The organism is Pseudoalteromonas espejiana DSM 9414 (assembly GCF_002221525.1).
Classification (GTDB): Bacteria; Pseudomonadota; Gammaproteobacteria; order Enterobacterales; family Alteromonadaceae; genus Pseudoalteromonas; species Pseudoalteromonas espejiana.
In genome coordinates, this window is sequence record NZ_CP011028.1 from 3,410,828 (window position 1) to 3,430,958 (window position 20,131).

Here is a 20,131-nt window from a genome sequence, read left to right on the forward strand (position 1 = left end):
ATCTGGAAAATATCTGATAATATTTTTAAGTCTCAAGTAACTATCTACTTTAGCTATTAACTTCTGTCGCTTGTTTCTGTCACAAAACGCGTTTGGCGTTGTATGGTTAAGCCTCACGGGTAATTAGTACAAGTTAGCTTAATGGCTCACACCACTTCCACATCTTGCCTATCAACGTTGTAGTCTTCAACGGCCCTTCAGAGACTTTAAAAGTCTAGTGAGAAATCATCTCGAGGCCTGCTTCGCGCTTAGATGCTTTCAGCGCTTATCAGTTCCGAACGTAGCTACCGGGCAATGCCATTGGCATGACAACCCGAACACCAGCGGTTCGTTCACTCCGGTCCTCTCGTACTAGGAGCAACCCCTCTCAATTCTCAAACGCCCACGGCAGATAGGGACCGAACTGTCTCACGACGTTCTAAACCCAGCTCGCGTACCACTTTAAATGGCGAACAGCCATACCCTTGGGACCGACTTCAGCCCCAGGATGTGATGAGCCGACATCGAGGTGCCAAACACCGCCGTCGATATGAACTCTTGGGCGGTATCAGCCTGTTATCCCCGGAGTACCTTTTATCCGTTGAGCGATGGCCCTTCCATTCAGAACCACCGGATCACTATGACCTACTTTCGTACCTGCTCGACGTGTCTGTCTCGCAGTTAAGCTGGCTTCTACCATTACACTAACCGTACGATGTCCGACCGTACTTAGCCAACCTTCGTGCTCCTCCGTTACTCTTTGGGAGGAGACCGCCCCAGTCAAACTACCCACCAGGCACTGTCCGTAACCCCGATTCAGGGGCCAACGTTAGAACATCAAAACTACAAGGGTGGTATTTCAAGGACGACTCCACAACAACTAGCGTCGCTGCTTCAAAGTCTCCCACCTATCCTACACATGTAGGTTCAATGTTCAGTGCCAAGCTGTAGTAAAGGTTCACGGGGTCTTTCCGTCTAGCCGCGGGTACACAGCATCTTCACTGCGATTTCAATTTCACTGAGTCTCGGGTGGAGACAGCGTGGCCATGGTTACACCATTCGTGCAGGTCGGAACTTACCCGACAAGGAATTTCGCTACCTTAGGACCGTTATAGTTACGGCCGCCGTTTACCGGGGCTTCGATCAAGAGCTTCTCCCTAAGGATAACCCCATCAATTAACCTTCCGGCACCGGGCAGGTGTCACACCGTATACGTCATCTTGCGATTTTGCACAGTGCTGTGTTTTTAATAAACAGTCCCAGCCACCTGGTCACTGCGGCTCCCGTCCGCTTAGAGAGCAAGTCTCATCACAGATAGGAGCGTACCTTCTCCCGAAGTTACGGTACGATTTTGCCTAGTTCCTTCACCCGAGTTCTCTCAAGCGCCTTAGTATTCTCTACCTGACCACCTGTGTCGGTTTGGGGTACGATTCGGTATAATCTGAAGCTTAGAGGCTTTTCCTGGAAGTATGGCATCAGCAACTTCACACCCTTGGGTGCTCGTCTCGTGTCTCAGCCTAACAGCAACCCGGATTTACCTAAGTCGCTAGCCTACTCACTTTCACATGGACAACCATCGCCATGCTTGCTTAGCCTTCTCCGTCCCCCCATCGCAATTATACCAAGTACGGAAATATTAATCCGTTTCCCATCGACTACGCCTTTCGGCCTCGCCTTAGGGGTCGACTTACCCTACCCTGATTAACATGGGATAGGAACCCTTGGTCTTCCGGCGTGCGGGTTTTTCACCCGCATTATCGTTACTCATGTCAGCATTCGCACTTCTGATACGTCCAGCATACCTCCCGGTACACCTTCAACCGCTTACAGAACGCTCCCCTACCACTCATCCTAAGATGAATCCGCAGCTTCGGTGCATAGTTTAGCCCCGTTACATCTTCCGCGCAGACCGACTCGACCAGTGAGCTATTACGCTTTCTTTAAAGGATGGCTGCTTCTAAGCCAACCTCCTGGCTGTCTGGGCCTTTCCACATCGTTTCCCACTTAACTATGACTTTGGGACCTTAGCTGGCGGTCTGGGTTGTTTCCCTCTTCACGACGGACGTTAGCACCCGCCGTGTGTCTCCCGGATATTACTTTACGGTATTCGGAGTTTGCAAAGGGTTGGTAAGTCGGGATGACCCCCTAGCCTTAACAGTGCTCTACCCCCGTAAGTATTCGTCCGAGGCTCTACCTAAATAGATTTCGGGGAGAACCAGCTATCTCCCGGTTTGATTAGCCTTTCACTCCTAGCCACAGGTCATCCCCTAACTTTTCAACGTTAGTGGGTTCGGTCCTCCAGTTGATGTTACTCAACCTTCAACCTGCCCATGGCTAGATCACCGGGTTTCGGGTCTATACCTTGCAACTATTCGCCCAGTTAAGACTCGGTTTCCCTACGGCTACCCTAAACGGTTAACCTCGCTACAAAATATAAGTCGCTGACCCATTATACAAAAGGTACGCAGTCACCTAACAAGTAGGCTCCTACTGCTTGTACGTACACGGTTTCAGGTTCTATTTCACTCCCCTCACAGGGGTTCTTTTCGCCTTTCCCTCACGGTACTGGTTCACTATCGGTCAGTTGGGAGTATTTAGCCTTAGATGATGGTCCACCTATATTCAGTCAAAGTTTCACGTGCTCCGACCTACTCGATTTCACTTAAAATGTCTTTTCATGTACGGGACTATCACCCTGTATCGTGGCACTTTCCAGAGCCTTCCATTAACACATAATAAGCTTAAGGGCTGTTCCGATTTCGCTCGCCGCTACTATCGGAATCTCGGTTGATTTCTTTTCCTACGGGTACTTAGATGTTTCAGTTCTCCGCGTTCGCCTCGTTAACCTATGTATTCAGTTAACGATACCTGCAAGCAGGTGGGTTTCCCCATTCGGAAATCCTAGTCTCAAGCGCTTTTTACTAGCTTGACTAGGCTTATCGCAAGTTAATACGTCCTTCATCGCCTCCAACTGCCAAGGCATCCACCGTGTACGCTTAGTCACTTAACCATACAACCCAAACGGGTCTTTGTTATGTGACAGTTTAACTTCGCCAGAAGTTAATATTGAATACTAAAGTAGATACCAATCAATCAACTCATAAGAGTGATTAAATGGCACTGAATGATACTGCTATCATTCTTTTTTACTTTTGAAAACTCTTGATAAATACGAATATTTATCAGAATTTTATTATCAGCTTTTCCAAATTTTTAAAGAGCATATTAATTAGTAAACCCAAAGAGCATTACTAACTAACAATCATCTGTGTGGACACTACGAACAAATAAGTTCTAAATCGTATAAGGAGGTGATCCAGCCCCAGGTTCCCCTAGGGCTACCTTGTTACGACTTCACCCCAGTCATGAATCACTCCGTGGTAAACGTCCTCCCGAGGGTTAGACTATCTACTTCTGGAGCAACCCACTCCCATGGTGTGACGGGCGGTGTGTACAAGGCCCGGGAACGTATTCACCGCGTCATTCTGATACGCGATTACTAGCGATTCCGACTTCATGGAGTCGAGTTGCAGACTCCAATCCGGACTACGACGCACTTTAAGTGATTCGCTTACTCTCGCGAGTTCGCAGCACTCTGTATGCGCCATTGTAGCACGTGTGTAGCCCTACACGTAAGGGCCATGATGACTTGACGTCGTCCCCACCTTCCTCCGGTTTATCACCGGCAGTCTCCTTAGAGTTCTCAGCATTACCTGCTAGCAACTAAGGATAGGGGTTGCGCTCGTTGCGGGACTTAACCCAACATCTCACAACACGAGCTGACGACAGCCATGCAGCACCTGTATCAGAGTTCCCGAAGGCACCAAACCATCTCTGGTAAGTTCTCTGTATGTCAAGTGTAGGTAAGGTTCTTCGCGTTGCATCGAATTAAACCACATGCTCCACCGCTTGTGCGGGCCCCCGTCAATTCATTTGAGTTTTAACCTTGCGGCCGTACTCCCCAGGCGGTCTACTTAATGCGTTAGCTTTGAAAAACAGAGCCGAGGCTCCGAGCTTCTAGTAGACATCGTTTACGGCGTGGACTACCAGGGTATCTAATCCTGTTTGCTCCCCACGCTTTCGTACATGAGCGTCAGTGTTGACCCAGGTGGCTGCCTTCGCCATCGGTATTCCTTCAGATCTCTACGCATTTCACCGCTACACCTGAAATTCTACCACCCTCTATCACACTCTAGTTTGCCAGTTCGAAATGCAGTTCCCAGGTTGAGCCCGGGGCTTTCACATCTCGCTTAACAAACCGCCTGCGTACGCTTTACGCCCAGTAATTCCGATTAACGCTCGCACCCTCCGTATTACCGCGGCTGCTGGCACGGAGTTAGCCGGTGCTTCTTCTGTCAGTAACGTCACAACTAGCAGGTATTAACTACTAATCTTTCCTCCTGACTGAAAGTGCTTTACAACCCGAAGGCCTTCTTCACACACGCGGCATGGCTGCATCAGGCTTGCGCCCATTGTGCAATATTCCCCACTGCTGCCTCCCGTAGGAGTCTGGGCCGTGTCTCAGTCCCAGTGTGGCTGATCATCCTCTCAAACCAGCTAGGGATCGTTGCCTTGGTGAGCCATTACCTCACCAACTAGCTAATCCCACTTGGGCCAATCTAAAGGCGAGAGCCGAAGCCCCCTTTGGTCCGTAGACATTATGCGGTATTAGCAGTCGTTTCCAACTGTTGTCCCCCACCTCAAGGCATGTTCCCAAGCATTACTCACCCGTCCGCCGCTCGTCAGCAAAGTAGCAAGCTACTTTCTGTTACCGCTCGACTTGCATGTGTTAGGCCTGCCGCCAGCGTTCAATCTGAGCCATGATCAAACTCTTCAATTAAAAGTTTTTATGTTCCGAAGAACAGCTCAATGAATTCTGAATTTATTTAATATCTTTCGATATTGAATTGACTGTGCTGAATAACTACCTAAGTAATTATTCTGTTGGTCACTCAGTTTCAATTGAGACTCTAAATTTGTTTGCCTCGCTACCTAAGTAGCTTGGCTGTTAGAACTCAATCTGTACGAGTGCCCACACAGATGATTGCTTTATATTGTTAAAGAACGTTGCGATTAAAGCGTCAAACTTTATCTCGCTAGGGCTGCGCATATTACGCTTTCCTATTTTTTTGTCAACACTTAATTTTGTTAAACTTGAAAATTTTCAGAACTAAGTTTTACTCGACTCACTAAGTGGTTTGCTTGCCTCGCTAAGCGTTGCCTGCTCTGCCGTCTCAGTGGGGTCGCATTATAGGGAGATCCGAAAACAGATCAACCCTTTTTTGAAGAAAACTTGAAATAAATGACTGTTCGCTGAGTATTTGAGCTAAACATGCTAAAAACACAACATAACTAGCACTTTATTAACATTTTAGGGGTGTTAATTGGTTTATATAGAGGGTTTACTGAAATAACTTTATATACAAACTAGCACCCCACACGATCGTAAGGATCATTAATGAGAGTGTTACCGCTGCAGATCCCATATCTTTTGCCCGCCCTGAAAGCACATGGCGCTCAGTACTCACGCGATCTGTTAATGCTTCGATTGCTGAATTAAGTAGTTCTACAATTAATATGATCAGTAATGTACTTACTAATAATGCCCAATGTAATACTGATGAAGCTAGCCAAAAAGAAATGGGTAGCAAAATAATACTAAGTAGCAACTCTTGTCTAAAAGCCGCTTCTTCTATAAAGGCCGCTTTGAAGCCGAGGTATGAACAATACGTTGCTTTGAATATACGCTTTATACCAAGGCCATTAGGTTTAAATACATCTTTCATTATTAGCTCTATAAACTGTGGTCAAAATAAAGCCCCGCAATTGCGAGGCTTTTTTAGTTAGGCAATACCGTATTGATCTCGGTATGCTTTAACTGATGCTAAATGCTCGTCCATTGTACCTTGGCTCTCAAGGTAGCTAATAAGATCAGCTAATTTTACAATAGAGATCACTTTGGTATTAAAGTCGCGCTCTACTTCTTGAATAGCTGAAAGCTCTGCTTTACCTTTTTCTTGGCGATCAAGTGCTATTAATACACCACTTAAGTCTGCACCGTTATCTGCGATGATTTCCATTGATTCACGAATAGCAGTACCCGCTGTGATCACATCATCCACCAGCATGATTTTGCCCGTTAATTCAGAGCCAACTAATGTACCGCCTTCACCATGTGCTTTTTTCTCTTTGCGATTAAAGCAATAAGGCACGTCTTTATCGTGATGATCAGCTAAGGCAACTGCAGTTGTAGTTGCGATAGGGATACCTTTATAGGCTGGGCCAAATAAAACATCGTATTCTATTGCGGCATCTTCAAGGGCTGATGCGTAAAAGCGACCTAAACGCGCTAAATCGCGACCCGTATTAAAAAGGCCTGCATTAAAAAAGTATGGGCTAGTGCGGCCTGATTTAAGGGTAAACTCGCCAAATTTTAAAACCTGCTTTTCTAAAGCAAATTCAATAAACTCTTTTTGATAATCTTTCATTGGGATACTCGCTTATGCTAACGCTTGTTTTTGAACGTCAATAATCTCACGGATAGAGTGTTTAGCTAACGTAAGTAGCTCATCTAATTCGTCGAACGAGAATGGTTCGCCTTCTGCGGTACCTTGCACTTCAATAATTTTACCTGTTTCAGTTAAAATTACGTTCATATCGGTTTCGGCTTCAGAATCTTCAAGGTACTCTAAATCACTAATAGGTTGGCCTTTATAGATACCGACTGAAATTGCTGCAATCATATGTTTAAGTGGGTTTGAATTGATCATCCCTTTTGCGCGCATATGAGTAAGTGCATCAACTAAAGCAACACAGGCACCGCTTATAGAAGCTGTACGCGTTCCGCCGTCGGCTTGAATTACGTCGCAGTCAATAGTGATGGTGTTTTCGCCAAGCGCTTTTAAATCTACAGCAGCTCTAAGTGCGCGAGCAATTAAGCGTTGAATTTCCATAGTACGACCGCCTTGCTTACCACGTGCTGCTTCACGTGCATTACGCGTATGCGTTGAGCGCGGTAGCATACCGTATTCAGCGTTGATCCAACCTTTACCTTGGCCTTTCATAAAACGTGGGACACCTGCTTCAACCGTTGCAGTACAAAGTACTTTGGTGTTACCAAACTCTACAAGTACTGAACCTTCAGCGTGTAAAGTGTAGTTACGAGTAAATGATACCGGTCTAATTTGGTTAGGTGTTCTTTCGCTTGGACGCATTGACGATCCCCTTAATTCTGAATTTGCGACATTATAAGTGCATGTGAAGGTAGATGCCATGCTGATTGTAAAATATTCAGCGTAATAAATTTTCTCTAGAGGTTAAGCAGTGTTACGGTATAATCATCGCAATATTGTATTAATAAATTTTAGGAACTTATCCATGATCCACAGTATGACTGCTTATGCACGTCGCGAAATTAAAGGCGATTGGGGCACTGGCACCTGGGAAATTCGTTCAGTAAACCAGCGCTACCTTGAAACGTTTATTCGCGCACCAGAGCAATTTCGTGGCATGGAGCCTGTAATTCGTGAGCGTTTACGTAAAAATTTACAGCGCGGTAAGGTAGAAGTCTTTTTAAAGTTTGTTGCAAACCCTGCACACGTTGGCGAGCTTTCTATTAACGAGTCACTTGCAGAGCAACTAATAAAAAGTGCTAAATGGGTGCAGCAACAAAGCAATGGTGACATTAACCCTGTTGATATATTGCGTTGGCCTGGCGTTATGGAAGCACAAGAACTTGATTTAGATACTGTTAATAAAGCGCTTATTGCGGGTTTTGACCAAGTAGTTGAAGATTTTAAATCTGCTCGTGGTGATGAAGGTGAAAACCTCGAAGAAATGATCACGACTCGTCTCGATTCCATCCTAGAGCAAGTGACTGTTGTAGAAGGCCACTTACCAGAGATTGCAAAATGGCAGCGTGAAAAGCTTAACCAAAAGCTTGAAGACCTAAAAACAGATATTGATGAGTCTCGCCTTGAACAAGAGCTTATTTACCTTGCTCAAAAACAAGATGTTGCTGAAGAGCTAGACCGCTTAAAATCGCACGTTAAAGAAACACGAAAAATTCTTAATAAAGGTGGCGCATGTGGCCGCCGTTTAGATTTTATGATGCAAGAGTTTAACCGCGAAGCAAATACGCTAGCCTCTAAATCAATTAATAGTGATATTACTAATGCGGCTGTGGAACTAAAAGTGCTCATTGAGCAAATGCGAGAGCAGATCCAAAATATTGAATAACTATTAGTTTAAATAAAAAAGCACCACAATACATGTTGGTAAAGTGGTGCTTAATACTTCATCGGAGGGTTAGTTTTTGTGAAGCCTTGTGATTGCTACCGCGTAATCGGCTCGTGTAATTAACTTATCACCATTAAACGATGCTGATACTGTGGGCTCTAAATCATAAGCATTTTGGCTAATATTGTAATAAGCATTCATTACCCCTAAGTCTAAAGCAAGTTGCACATAACCTTTTAGCTCATTCGGGATTGCCTCTTGGTCTGTTAGCACTATTCGTTGCTCGCCATAAACTACTGTTACATCACCTTCAAAGCTCAAAGCTTGATTCTCTAATGCCAAAGATTGCATTAATGAATACGCGAGTTCACTTCGACTAACTGGCTCTTGAGGACTAAATAAGCTTGCGTCAGATTGCATAACTGCTGCTTGATTTTGTTCTGTGTTTCTAAGTGCAGCCCCTTTTTGAGTGACACTGTTAATCGCTGCAGAAAAATCGTTTGATACATCATTATACTGGCTACCCTTAGCTAAGTTTGACTGTCTAATCCCTCCACCTAGCATAAGAAAGTCAGCTAATTCTTGGCGGACAAGATAATCATTTGGGTGAAAACCCGTTCTTTTAGCATCAACTAACTGCTCACTCACGGCGTATGCAATAAATGACTTTGCAGGGTGATCGCTAATATCTCTGAGGCCTTTATATCCGTCGGTTTTAACTATTTTAATGTTTGCATTTATTTCACCAGGTAATCCGTAACCATTTGTAACACCAATAGGGTCTACATCAACACCTGAAACTCCACCTATGCCATGTGCTTTTAAGGTCCAATTACCAAATTCGGCTGGAGCAGTAACTGCAATATTTTGTCCTAAAACGGGTAATGCAATACTTGAACTATACGTTTTACCTGAAGGACTAACTAATGATAAACCAACCGTATTATCGTCAACATTAGCGTTAACCATTACCATGGAAGCATTAGCATTTACGGGAATTAAAACACCGTCGTTTTCACCCACTGGGCTAAAGGGTACTGATTCGCTATAGTCAGCTTGTATTGATGTTAACGCGTAAGCATTAAATTCACGTTGTAATTTAGTCGTTTCACCAAATGTAAGCTGTGTATTTACAACCGACTGTACTGCTGCGTAAGCATTTACGTAACCTGCACCAACTTCCCACGCTTCTTTGCCAGGCATGTTAGTTGCTGTTTTTTGCAAAATACTTTTTACTTCTCGCCAAGTTAAATTTGGATTAGCTTCAAGCATTAATGCAACAACACCTGAAATGTGCGGAGCAGACATCGAAGTACCACTCATAGATGTATAATACGGTACGTGATTAGCCTCCATTACTTCGCTATCATCTGTAATGCTCAGTGCACTTAAACTAGATAAAGAAGCACGTGTAGAAATAACATCAACGCCTGGTGCAGTAATTGTAGGGCGGTCTTCCCAAGTAAATGTTTCGCCATCAACACTTACAACGCCTGATTTACCTTTAACGCCGCGAGAACTAAAATCGGCTAACTGCCCATCTTTATCTCCTGCAGCAACCGTTATAACCCAAGGGGCTTTTTTAAAATTACCAGTAATCGTCGATTCACCGCTACCTGAGTTACCAGCAGAGAACACAACGATTACTCCGTTGTCTGAAAGCTGCTTTGTTGCCACATTGGTTGGGTGATCTGGGTTAAAGTCAGTGCCTGTATCGCTAGTACTACCAAATGAATTAGAGATCACACGAATATTGTAATCGTATTGGTGAGTTAAAGCGTAATCAAACCCCCCTATCGTATCAAGTATAAATAAACCAGCTCCTGAGCCATAACCAATAATTTTTGCTCCCGGTGCAACACCTTGATACTTACCACTAGACATAGCGCCATTACCACCAATAATGCCAGCTACGTGCGAGCCATGACCACCAGCAATATCTGTATTTTCCGTGTTTTCTTGATAGGTAATAGGTAGTATCTCAGAAAGAGAGTGCAAATTGGTTTGCGCCAATACGTTTTGTATAACATGGTTTGGGTATTTAATATCTGAGTGAGTGCCGTCTACACCAGAGTCGTTAACTACTACCCCAATACCACGGCCCGAAAAAGGCATGCCTTGGTTACGTAGGGATGAATCTTCACGGAGCCTATCTACACCTGTAATTTGTGTTGAGCCGTCATTTTCTAAGGTAAGCGGTGAGTTATACCAAACTGAGCGGACCTTATCAGAGGCATAAATTGCATCAATTTGAGCCTTGGTCGCTTTTATTCCCATAATTGGTAGGTTATTAAAGGTTATCCCTCCAAGTACACCCGCCGATTCGATAACATTGGTTAGATCGCTTGTTAGCTGCCCTTTACCTTCAAACGTTACGATTACTTCAAAAGCATCTTGATCTGTTGCACTTGTAAGTAGTTGTTGCAGCTGCGGCCCTAATGACTTTGCTGATACATGCAAGGGCGCTAAGCACATACCCGCACTCATAAGTCCGATCAGTAATTTTTTAGTTTTTAGTGTTGTTTTAAACATGAGCTTACACCTTAATTGTTTTGACCCATTGAGAATGGCAAACAACTAACGTTTAAAACATACGGGAAAACCCCTAGGGTGTATTAGTTAAAACACCCGTTTTATAGCAATAGGTTATTTTTAGCAGCGTAGCGTACAAGCTCAGCAGCATTAGCAACACTGAGCTTATCGAGCACTTTTCCTCGATGGTTTTCTGCCGTTTTAACGCTAATATCGAGTGAGCGTGCTATGTCTTTTGTAGTTTTACCTTCAATTATTAAATGAAAAACTTCTCTCTCTCTGCTGGTAAGGTTTTTATATGGGTCTTGCCATTGCTCAGCTGGCTTGCACGATAAAGAGGCTAAAACATTAGCTGCATACTGGCTAAAATACGTTTTACCTTGTGAGAGTGCATTAACCGCATCTAATAACTCATCGCTGGCGCTATCTTTTAATAGGTAGCCTGATGCACCAGCACGAACCATATGAATTACATACTCTTGTTCTTCATGCATGGTCAAAACCAATACTTTAGATTCGGGGAGTTGTTCGTGCAGCCTTTTAACTGCCTCCATGCCGTTTAGTTCAGGCATGCTTATATCAATAACAATAACGCATGGCTTTAATGCGAGTGCCTTAGTAACAGCCTGCATACCGTCAGCGGCTTCTGCCACTACACAAATATTCTCATCTTTACTAAGTAAACTTACTAGCCCCTGGCGTAAAATTGTATGATCGTCTGCCACCAGCACGCTGATCATAAAACCTCCTTACCTGTTACTAATACTTTTATTTCGCTGCCTTCACCTGGAGCTGAGTTTATAGTTAATTGCCCGCCATAAGCTGCAACCCTATCGTGCATAGCACCTAACCCGAAGCCCTCTTTGTAATTTTGCGGACTTACTTTAATTCCTACACCATCGTCTTTTATTTTTATCATTAATAAGCTTTCAGTAGCTATTAAATTAATTGTGATTAAAGAAGCATCTGCATGTTTTATCGCGTTTGTAAGCGCCTCTTGAACAACCCTAAAGGCTAAAGTTTGAATCTCATCTTTGAGCGGCGCATCAATTTTATGATGGAGCTTTACTAAAACCTCACAAGGCTCCCCCATAACTCTTACTAACCACTCAAGAGCAGGCACTAATCCTAAGTCATCTAAAATACGCGGGCGCATTAACCGAGAAATAACACGTGTGTCTGACAATGCTTGGCGAGCCAGCTCTATACTTTGCGTTAATTCATTAGTTGGTGAGTCATTTTGCACTTGTTGTAATTGGTTTATAAGTGCTGTTAATAACTGCCCTACGCCATCGTGTAGCTCTTGCGCTATTTGCTTACGTTCGTTTTCTTGAACACGCCATACCCGCTTTGCCAAACCACGCATTTGCTCATTATTTGTATTGAGCTGCTGGGTAATTAACTGTTGTTTTTGGTTTAATTGCTCAACAAAATAAGCAATATCCGTATCACTATCGTTAGTCATTCGCGCTAAGTTCTCCAAAGCCGTCATTTAATTCAAAATAACTTAAGGTTGATAAAAATGTGTGTTCAGCGTTTTTAGGTAAATTATTGAGCAGATCTGCCACTTTTTTATCTACTTTAGCTATATACGCCGAAGAGTCGGCCTCATTTGCTAATGCAAGTTGTGCATGCAGTCGGTCAAATTGAAAACTACGCCAATAGCCTCCCATGTTCCTTTGTAATAGCTCAGCCTCTCTAAGTGTTGCTTGAAGTGCTTGCCATTGCTTATTTAAAAACTGCTGTATGGCCAATAGCTCTAAATAGTCAATGTATTGGTACTTTTGTAATTCGTAATCTGCAGCTTTTAGCTTGACTAAATAAGCGCTGATATCCTTTTCACCGGTGCGTAAGTGTTCTCGGGCTGCATAAATAAGCTCACGTATATACACTGATTGGTGGGCAAAATCAGGCGCAACTAGCGCTTGGTTTTGTAAGTTGTTTAAGTGAAGTTGATCATTAATATAGCGAGATAAAAAGGCGTGCTTATTGTGGTACTCAACATTACCGTTATTCGCGACAGCTAATTCCACTTTTTCTAAATAGCGAATAGCGTGTTCTTTTAAACCAAGTTGCATTGACCAATCCGCAAGCCATAAACCAAACTCGGCAATTGCTCTTACGTCATTAAGCGCTTCAGCTTGCTGATAAACACTTTCAAGCTCACTAAAACTCTGTTTAAAACCACCTTGTAAAAAGCCAAGCTTAGCTAAGTAGCTTTTAGCAACTATGGTTTCTTCTACACTATTTAACGCACTAGCATCTTTAAGCGTGTTATTAAAAAGGTGAAAAGCATTACGCCAATTTCCTTTTGATAATTCAATTTGCGCTAAGTTTTGTTGCACATGAATAATGCCTATTGGAAATTGAATACGCTGAAATAGTTGCTCAGCCTGCTGCCAATAAACCAAAGCATGTTCATGATTGAGTAACATGTAATACATAAAACCAATGTTATTCATGCTCTCAGCTTGTAGCATTTGGTTACTAAGGTTTATTCTTATTGTTAGCGCATCTTGATAATGCTTTAACGCTTTTTGATAAAGTGCCTGTTCTTCAGCAAGTACACCTAGTTCATTATAAGAATTAGAAAGCCCTTGCTGATCGCCTAGCTGGGTATATATATCTAAGCTTTTTTCTAAATAGTCTTCAGCTTGTTTATACTGCGCCTCAGCAAGGTATAAAGAAGCTAAGTTTGTCATGGTTGTAGCTACACCTGCCGAGTCACCCATGTTTTGACGTACTGTTAAAGCTTGTAAGTAATAATCAAACGCCAGTTCGGTATTTCCTTGTTGCCCGTAAACAACACCAAACGCATTTAATGCTTCCCCCTCTTTAAGTGGGTTCTTTAACTTTTTAGCTGTAACCAGTGCTTTTACAAAGTAATCATCCACTGCTTTATTTAAATCACCTTGTAAAAAAGCAGCTCGACCAAGCATAAACCAAGCATTAGGGTGGTATGGATCGAGCTTTACAACATCTAACAACAATTGCTCAGCCTTACTATGCTGCTCTATAAAAAAGTAAAACTCTGCTAAGGCAATTTTTAATTCAATATTGTAAGGGAATGCTTTTATGAGCTCTAAATAATCATTTTTAGCCAGCTCTACTTTGCCTGCTAAATCATTAAGCCGCGCACTAGCAAATTTAGCGCTGTAAGTTAAAGGCTTAGAGTGCTCTAGTACTTTTGAATACGCCTGCTCTGCTTCTATTATCAAATTGTTTTCTAACAAAAGCTCACCTAATACCAACCAACCTTGCGCTAAGCTAGGGTTTTGAGCCAATAACGATTGCAACTTAGTTTTTGCCTCTTCTACATTACCCAATTCAATCTGCTTTTTTATATTAAACAATGCTTTTGATGGAGGGCTGCTAAGTAACAGTGATTTACCGTCTTGCTCTTTTAGGTTAAGGGCTTGTTTTAAATTTTTTACGGCCTGACTTGCAACGCTATTCCATTTTTCATCATCAAGCGGGGCATTTAATAATAGAGACTCGTTTATATTGAAGCCGTCGACTTTTATTAATTTAATTTGAACATCTTGATTATTACCCCCTGTGCGAATAACGGCAGGACTAATTAAAGCATCCACCTTAAGTAAGTCAGACAGTAGCTCTACTTTGGCTTTATCTAATGGCGGATTTAAACCTAATTGCTTTAGCAAATTTGTAACACGCGAAATATCGATAACTCTTAAATTGCTCACATGCGACAATCTGTAATGTATAAAGTCAGTAAACGCATCATTTTCCGTTTCGCTATTCATGACTGTGGGTAAAATAGCAATAGATGAATATTTTGCTTTATCTGTGTTTGCTGTATTTTCAACTGTTGTTAGCACCCAAATAAACCCAACAAATACAAAAGCGGCTGCAAATAGCATTACGGGGCGAGTATTACGCTTAGCATTTTTATTAATAAGCGACTCAAATGAGCGTGAGGCGAGGCTTACACTTTCAGGCCGAGACTGAGTATTTGCAGCAAGCATACTGAGCACTAAAGCTTTTAATGACTTTAATTTTGCCTGATAAGGGTTAAATTTAATATTTCCTGAAAGCTTACTATCAATGATTAATTCAAGACTATTACCCGTAAAAGGCATTGAATGGCAGCAAAGCTGATAAATAATTACCCCGAGGGAGTACAAGTCAGTGCTTTTATTAACTTTACCTTGCAGTAGATACTCAGGTGCCGCGTAGTAAGGCGTGCCAATAATACTTTGGCTGTTATCGTTATTTTTTAAAGCTGCTAAGCCAAAATCGGCAATGTAAACCTTGCCTTCGGTATCAATTAAAATATTATCGGGCTTTAAATCTTTATGAACTATACCAACTTCATCTGCGCACGCTAACCCTGCAAAAAGTTGTTTAACAATATCAATTATTTCTTGAGAGGTGAGTTTTTTTTCTGCAATTTTATCTTCTAATGTAAGCCCTTCTATCCAATCCATTGTTATAAAGTGAAGTTGTTGATCGTAGTAATATTCATGCACACGGATTATGTTAGGGTGACTTAGTTGCCTGACTAAAAGTAGCTCGTTTTTAAATGAACTAATTGCCTGCTCACTGTTGTGAAGTGCGCTATTAAGCACCTTAATAGCAACGTAAGTTTGCAGTTGTATATCAAGTGCTTTATATACACAACCATATTGCCCGCGCCCTTGGGCTGAGACAATTTCAAAACGTTCAACTAACAAACTTCCTGGTTGTAAATCGCTTTGCGGCGATATAAGTTGTGTTTCGATTAATGAACTTTGATTACGGTCGTCGGAGTTGATATGGCGTTACTCTTTTAATGACATAATTTAAATAAATTATAGTCATTACCGTCAAAAGAAGAGGAGTTTATAAGTTGCGACTGTAATAACTCTATAGACTGTTGAAGTAAAATAGCTTGTACTGTGGTCTCTATTTGCAAACTTATGCTGGTTAATATTTCAAGGTCTAACTCTGTAAGCACCTTTCCAGACATTTTGCTGTCGGTGTAAATAACCCCAATAATTGAACCTTCATAAGTCAGGGGGATACACGCTAGAGCAGATATTTTTTTAAGCTCAATACTTTGTCGACTACTTAAAAGCTGATGATGCGTTATATCCATGGCAATAATAGGCTCACCTTTTGAGTAACATTGCGATATTGCACCAATGCTCCCTTCAAAATTATTAAGCTTAAAATCTTTGCCCGATAACCCCTGCGTTATACACACACTTAGGCTTTGTAAGGTGTTGCCTAAAAACACCCCCCCTCGTTGAGTACCGGTAAGCATAATTAGGTTTTGTAATTGTGATAATAAGTTTTGCTTTAAATTAACTGTAATATTTTTTATGCCTGGCTTACTAGCAGATAGCCGCCAATTATTGTGGCTCTGAATAGCTTGAATTTGCTGCGTAGATTTAGACTCAAATAAGCAATCTAATTTACCAATCGATATTATGGCATCATCTTCTAAGGTTGAGGTAGATATAGCCAGCCCATTAACTCGAGTGCCGTTTCTACTTGATTCATCATTAAGCTGCCACACACGATTTAAGTTAGCTACGGTCGCATGTTGGCGCGAAACGGTAGGATGCTCAAGTATTAACTCACATTCTTTAGAGCGACCAATACGATAGTCGCTCTCCTCATATAAAAAACTTTCAACCGCTGGCTGGTTGGTATAACAAACCGTAATTCGCGCAGGCATAGTTTTACTCTTTAAATAGTCTTTTTGTTGACACTAATTAGCTAAACGTAGACTAAAGCGTAAGGTGTTCGCATAAGCCATCAGCTCACCCGCCACATTGCTTATATCTCTGCTAGAGCGCCATACATTAGGCACTTTATCGCCACTGTTATCGCTTATTCTTCGATTAAAGGTATTAAGTTTGTTGCTTGCAGCACTGTAATTTTGCAGCAACATAAGCTGGTTTACATCGGCTAAATCTTGTAATAAAGCTGAATAAACAGTGGGGTCAATATCTGCTGAAAAGTTGTTTAAAGCATTTTGCAAATCATTATATTTAGAGTCTATAACTGTTACCTGAGGACGTAAGTCAGCAACAATTATAAATTGAGAAAAACGACCGGTAGAGCCACGTGCTCTGTAGCTGCCAGCTCCCATGGTCATAGTAATATCTTTAAACTCACCGTTTAATGGCGCTTTAAAAAAGCGCAGCGGTGTGCCCGCGGTATACTCTAAGTTATGAGTATGTATATCAACGGTTGCCAAACCAGAAAAAGAAAAGCCACTCGTTAACTGCGGCTCTATTGTTATCATCATTGGAAAAGCTGCTGCCGGTGCTATATCGGTAATGCTCGGTAATCGCTGTAGCAACGCTTGAGATGTAATATCAACTACTTCAGCACTGATACCTAAATTTTGTGCTGTTAACCCCACCGCATTTTCAAACTCTAAGGTTATATCCGCAGAAACTCCACCTGGTAGCTCAATAATAGCCTCAGCAGAATTGCCATGTATATTAACTGATACAATATCAGTAGCTTCAACTTGCGAGCTCATAAACAGTAAACACCCTGTATATGAAGCAATTAATAGTTTTTTTATGTTTAGCATAGTGATCCCCAGAAAACACAACCAATGAACCAACTACAAAATGGTTACTATTTTTTCACTTATAATTAAAAACTAGCATGAGACATGCATTTATTGCAACAAATAAAAGCCAGACAAATATATGACTGGCTTTTGAGTTACTAGTAATTATTTACGTAAGTAATTGTTGAATAAACGAGAAATTATTACCGCATAGTCGCCACGTTTAATCGTACTTTGAGGTTTAAAGTAAGCAACAACAATTGGTGATAAATCATACGGCCCTTGCTCAACTTTATAAGTGACGTTGATCAGTGACATATCAATAGCAGCTTGAACATAACCTCTCAATTCAGGTGCAATTTGGTCTGTATCTAATACTGCAATGCGCTCTGAGTTATATTCAATTGTAATATTACCTGTAAAGGCACGTGCTTGCTCCTCTAAACCAAGCCCTTGAACCAGTGAATAGGCTAGCTCTTCTTTTGTTACATTACCTTGAGGAGAAAATGTCCCTTCGCTTGTAAGCATAACTGGCGCTTGGATTTGGGTGCGATCTTTTAACGCAGAGCCAACCTCAGTCACAGCTTCAATGAAAGGTGTGTATTGGCCGTTTACATCTGAAAGGGGCATTTTTTCATTGTTTAAAATATCTCTATGCTGCCTAACAGACATACCCATAACAAGATACTTAGCAAGTTCTTTGCGTTTAAGGTTTGCATCTGGGCGATATAAAAGATTGTTTCTGCTATCGACTAAGCGCTCACTGACAGCAAACTCAATTGCATTTTGCGCTGGATGCCCTTCAATATCATCTAGCCCTTCGTAGCCACCTGATTTTAAAATTGAAATTTCTCCACTTATAAATTCAGGTACGCCTGGGCCGTTAGTTAATCCAGTAGGGTCTGCTTGTACGCCGGATAACGATGTCATTCCATATACAGATAATTTCCATTCGCCTTCTTGCGCAGGTGCAGAAACCCGCATAGTTGTATCAAGCACTGGCAGTGTTAAGTTACCCATATATACAGTGCCATCTGGCGCTTCTAACTTTAACTTAGTGGTTGTAGCAAAAACCTCAGAAGAAACATTTATCCAACTATCCTCTGCATTTACGTTAAACCTGTGCACTTCAGGCTCCCCAACCGGTGAGTATAAGACTTCAAAAGGCTGCGGATCAGCGTCTGCCAATGTAATGGCGTTAGCATTAAAGTCACTTAAGTTGTTAACTGTTACGCTATTTTGGTTATCGTAACCTAATGCACCTGCAACAGCTGCATACGCATTTATATGCCCTGCACCAACTTTCCATGCTTCATAACCAGGCATATTCGTTGCCGTTTCTTGGATGATTTTTTTCACTTCTAAAGGTGTGAGATCTGGGTTTGCTTCTAGCATAAGTGCAATCACACCAGCCACATGCGGCGTAGCCATTGATGTGCCCGAAATCATAGTGTAATAAGGAAGGTGCTCAGCAGGCATGGCATCAATATCATCTGCTCCACCATTAGATACAACATTCGTTTTTGCTCTTGTAGAGATAATATCAACACCAGGGGCGACAATACTTACCTCATTTTTATAAGTCCATTCACTGCCGTCAGGCATAGTAAAGTCGCCTACTTCACCATTTTTACCTCTTGATGAAAAATCAATAAGCTCAGCTTGCTTCGTGCCAGCACCTACCGACATCCCCCAAGGAATTTGAGCATAAGGATTATGTGTATCTTCGCCCGAACCTGAATTACCAGCGGCAAAAACCGAGATCATGCCTAGCTTGTATGCCTTATAAGAAGCCAGTGAAATTGGTCCTAATGGATCAAACTTACCACTTGAGCCCCATGAATTACTCATTACTCGAATTGGCGAATTGAAATCCCAAATATGGCTAATTGCATAATCATAACCACCCAAGGCGTCTAAAATTGATAAACCGGCTCCAGAACCATAGCCAATTAAGTCAGCGCCTGGAGCCGCACCTTTATATTCACCATCAGAATGAGAGCCCCAACCCGCTACAGTGCCAGCACAATGAGTGCCGTGTCCTACATTTAGGTCTGTATTTGGTTGGCCCTCTATCCAAACACCATCTATTCCAGTAAGCGAAATTGCTTGTGCATGTGTAACCCCCTGTACGTTTTCAATAACCTTAGAGCCATACTCTAAGTCATCTAATGTGGCATCAATACCCGAGTCATTCACTATTACGGTCACACCCTTGCCCGTAAATTTGATTCCATTGTGGGCTTCAAAATCATCTGATTGAAGCTTATCCACACCCGTTAATTCGCGTGCTTCTTTATTAAAATAAGTAAGTGATCTATTTGCATAAACTGAACGAACACCTGGCACGTTTACTAACTGAGATATTTGTGAAGGTGTAGCCAACAAGCCTATAATTGGCAAAGACTTAAATTGCACACCTTCAACTAAGCCTAAGCTTAGTAAGTTTTGTAATTGAGTATTACTTAGTGCGCCTAGTTGATCATAACTGACCACAACCATGGCACTTTCTGTTGCAGACATTGTTTGTAGTTTTTGTTCTAGTTGATTACCTATAACAGCTGCGGCTGCAGCGTTAAGACTAAATCCCGCAAGAGAAAGACCAGCCAGTATATTCTTAATTGATGACTTCATAATTTACCCACCTACTTAAAAGAATGTTTGCTTAACATTGATTGGTTAATATTTTGTTTACAATTACATTTAATAAGCAAAGCGCTTTTTTGCATATCAGGATCACTCCCTATAAGGCATAGGGGAAAACCCCTAGGCACAAATAAACACTGCAGCTAAAAAGAGATGGTTGAGTAAAAAGTGTTAAATAAAGTACAATAGTGTCATTAA

11 protein-coding genes and 2 rRNA genes are annotated in these 20,131 nt (G+C 42.0%); 1 reads left to right on the forward strand and 12 read right to left on the reverse strand.

The window, feature by feature from the left end; translation table 11 throughout:
• Positions 1-102: 102 nt before the first annotated feature.
• The 5 genes from PESP_RS15495 to rph form a co-directional block, all read right to left on the reverse strand.
• Positions 103-2,989 (reverse strand): 23S ribosomal RNA (locus PESP_RS15495).
• A gap of 294 nt (positions 2,990-3,283) precedes the next feature.
• Positions 3,284-4,819: ribosomal RNA gene (locus PESP_RS15500) — 16S ribosomal RNA — on the reverse strand.
• Together the 16S and 23S rRNA genes form the textbook arrangement of a ribosomal RNA operon.
• 562 nt (positions 4,820-5,381) lie before the next feature.
• Complete coding sequence (locus PESP_RS15505; RefSeq protein WP_004588246.1) at positions 5,382-5,765, reverse strand: diacylglycerol kinase; 384 nt, start codon at positions 5,763-5,765, stop codon at positions 5,382-5,384.
• 57 nt (positions 5,766-5,822) lie between these two features.
• On the reverse strand, positions 5,823-6,467 hold the full coding sequence (gene pyrE, locus PESP_RS15510; protein WP_089348836.1) for an orotate phosphoribosyltransferase: 645 nt from the start codon (positions 6,465-6,467) through the stop codon (positions 5,823-5,825).
• Between the two features lie 12 nt (positions 6,468-6,479).
• Positions 6,480-7,193, reverse strand: a complete 714-nt coding sequence (gene rph / locus PESP_RS15515; protein ID WP_004588248.1) for a ribonuclease PH — start codon at positions 7,191-7,193, stop codon at positions 6,480-6,482.
• Positions 7,194-7,356: 163 nt separating this feature from the next.
• On the opposite strand from rph, the gene PESP_RS15520 reads away from it, so the two are divergent.
• Positions 7,357-8,217: a YicC/YloC family endoribonuclease gene (locus tag PESP_RS15520; RefSeq protein ID WP_089348837.1), complete on the forward strand. Its 861-nt coding sequence runs from the start codon at positions 7,357-7,359 to the stop codon at positions 8,215-8,217.
• A 69-nt stretch (positions 8,218-8,286) separates the two neighbouring features.
• On the opposite strand, the gene PESP_RS15525 is transcribed toward PESP_RS15520, so the two are convergent.
• From PESP_RS15525 to PESP_RS15555, 7 genes are all read right to left on the reverse strand, one after another.
• Positions 8,287-10,749 (reverse strand): S8 family serine peptidase, encoded by a 2,463-nt coding sequence (locus PESP_RS15525; RefSeq protein WP_089348838.1) that lies wholly within the window; start codon positions 10,747-10,749, stop codon positions 8,287-8,289.
• Positions 10,750-10,850: 101 nt separating this feature from the next.
• Positions 10,851-11,489 carry a response regulator transcription factor gene (locus PESP_RS15530; protein WP_024032425.1) on the reverse strand — a complete coding sequence of 213 codons (639 nt, stop codon included), beginning with the start codon at positions 11,487-11,489 and terminating at the stop codon, positions 10,851-10,853.
• Positions 11,486-12,214 (reverse strand): sensor histidine kinase, encoded by a 729-nt coding sequence (locus PESP_RS15535; protein WP_029773155.1) that lies wholly within the window; start codon positions 12,212-12,214, stop codon positions 11,486-11,488. Before PESP_RS15535 ends, PESP_RS15530 begins: the two co-directional genes overlap by 4 nt.
• A complete protein-coding gene (locus PESP_RS15540; RefSeq protein ID WP_089348839.1) occupies positions 12,207-15,446 on the reverse strand; it encodes a serine/threonine-protein kinase in 3,240 nt (1,079 codons plus the stop codon). The genes PESP_RS15535 and PESP_RS15540 overlap by 8 nt, the downstream gene beginning before the upstream one ends.
• Positions 15,447-15,541: 95 nt before the next feature.
• Complete coding sequence (locus PESP_RS15545; RefSeq protein ID WP_089348840.1) at positions 15,542-16,435, reverse strand: FHA domain-containing protein; 894 nt, start codon at positions 16,433-16,435, stop codon at positions 15,542-15,544.
• Between the two features lie 33 nt (positions 16,436-16,468).
• Positions 16,469-17,305 (reverse strand): DUF6689 family protein, encoded by an 837-nt coding sequence (locus PESP_RS15550; protein WP_089348841.1) that lies wholly within the window; start codon positions 17,303-17,305, stop codon positions 16,469-16,471.
• A 147-nt stretch (positions 17,306-17,452) separates the two neighbouring features.
• Entirely contained in the window at positions 17,453-19,921 is a 2,469-nt protein-coding gene (locus PESP_RS15555) for a S8 family peptidase (RefSeq protein ID WP_089348842.1), read from the reverse strand.
• Positions 19,922-20,131 lie beyond the last annotated feature (210 nt).

Bases quoted from the DNA above. Each gene is read 5' to 3' on its own strand.
- PESP_RS15505 (WP_004588246.1), bottom strand. From the start codon at position 5,765: ATGAAAGATGTATTTAAACCTAATGGCCTTGGTATAAAGCGTATATTC.
- pyrE (WP_089348836.1), bottom strand. From the start codon at position 6,467: ATGAAAGATTATCAAAAAGAGTTTATTGAATTTGCTTTAGAAAAGCAG.
- rph (WP_004588248.1), bottom strand. From the start codon at position 7,193: ATGCGTCCAAGCGAAAGAACACCTAACCAAATTAGACCGGTATCATTT.
- PESP_RS15520 (WP_089348837.1), top strand. From the start codon at position 7,357: ATGATCCACAGTATGACTGCTTATGCACGTCGCGAAATTAAAGGCGAT.
- PESP_RS15525 (WP_089348838.1), bottom strand. From the start codon at position 10,749: ATGTTTAAAACAACACTAAAAACTAAAAAATTACTGATCGGACTTATG.
- PESP_RS15530 (WP_024032425.1), bottom strand. From the start codon at position 11,489: ATGATCAGCGTGCTGGTGGCAGACGATCATACAATTTTACGCCAGGGG.
- PESP_RS15535 (WP_029773155.1), bottom strand. From the start codon at position 12,214: ATGACTAACGATAGTGATACGGATATTGCTTATTTTGTTGAGCAATTA.
- PESP_RS15545 (WP_089348840.1), bottom strand. From the start codon at position 16,435: ATGCCTGCGCGAATTACGGTTTGTTATACCAACCAGCCAGCGGTTGAA.
- PESP_RS15550 (WP_089348841.1), bottom strand. From the start codon at position 17,305: ATGCTAAACATAAAAAAACTATTAATTGCTTCATATACAGGGTGTTTA.
- PESP_RS15555 (WP_089348842.1), bottom strand. From the start codon at position 19,921: ATGAAGTCATCAATTAAGAATATACTGGCTGGTCTTTCTCTTGCGGGA.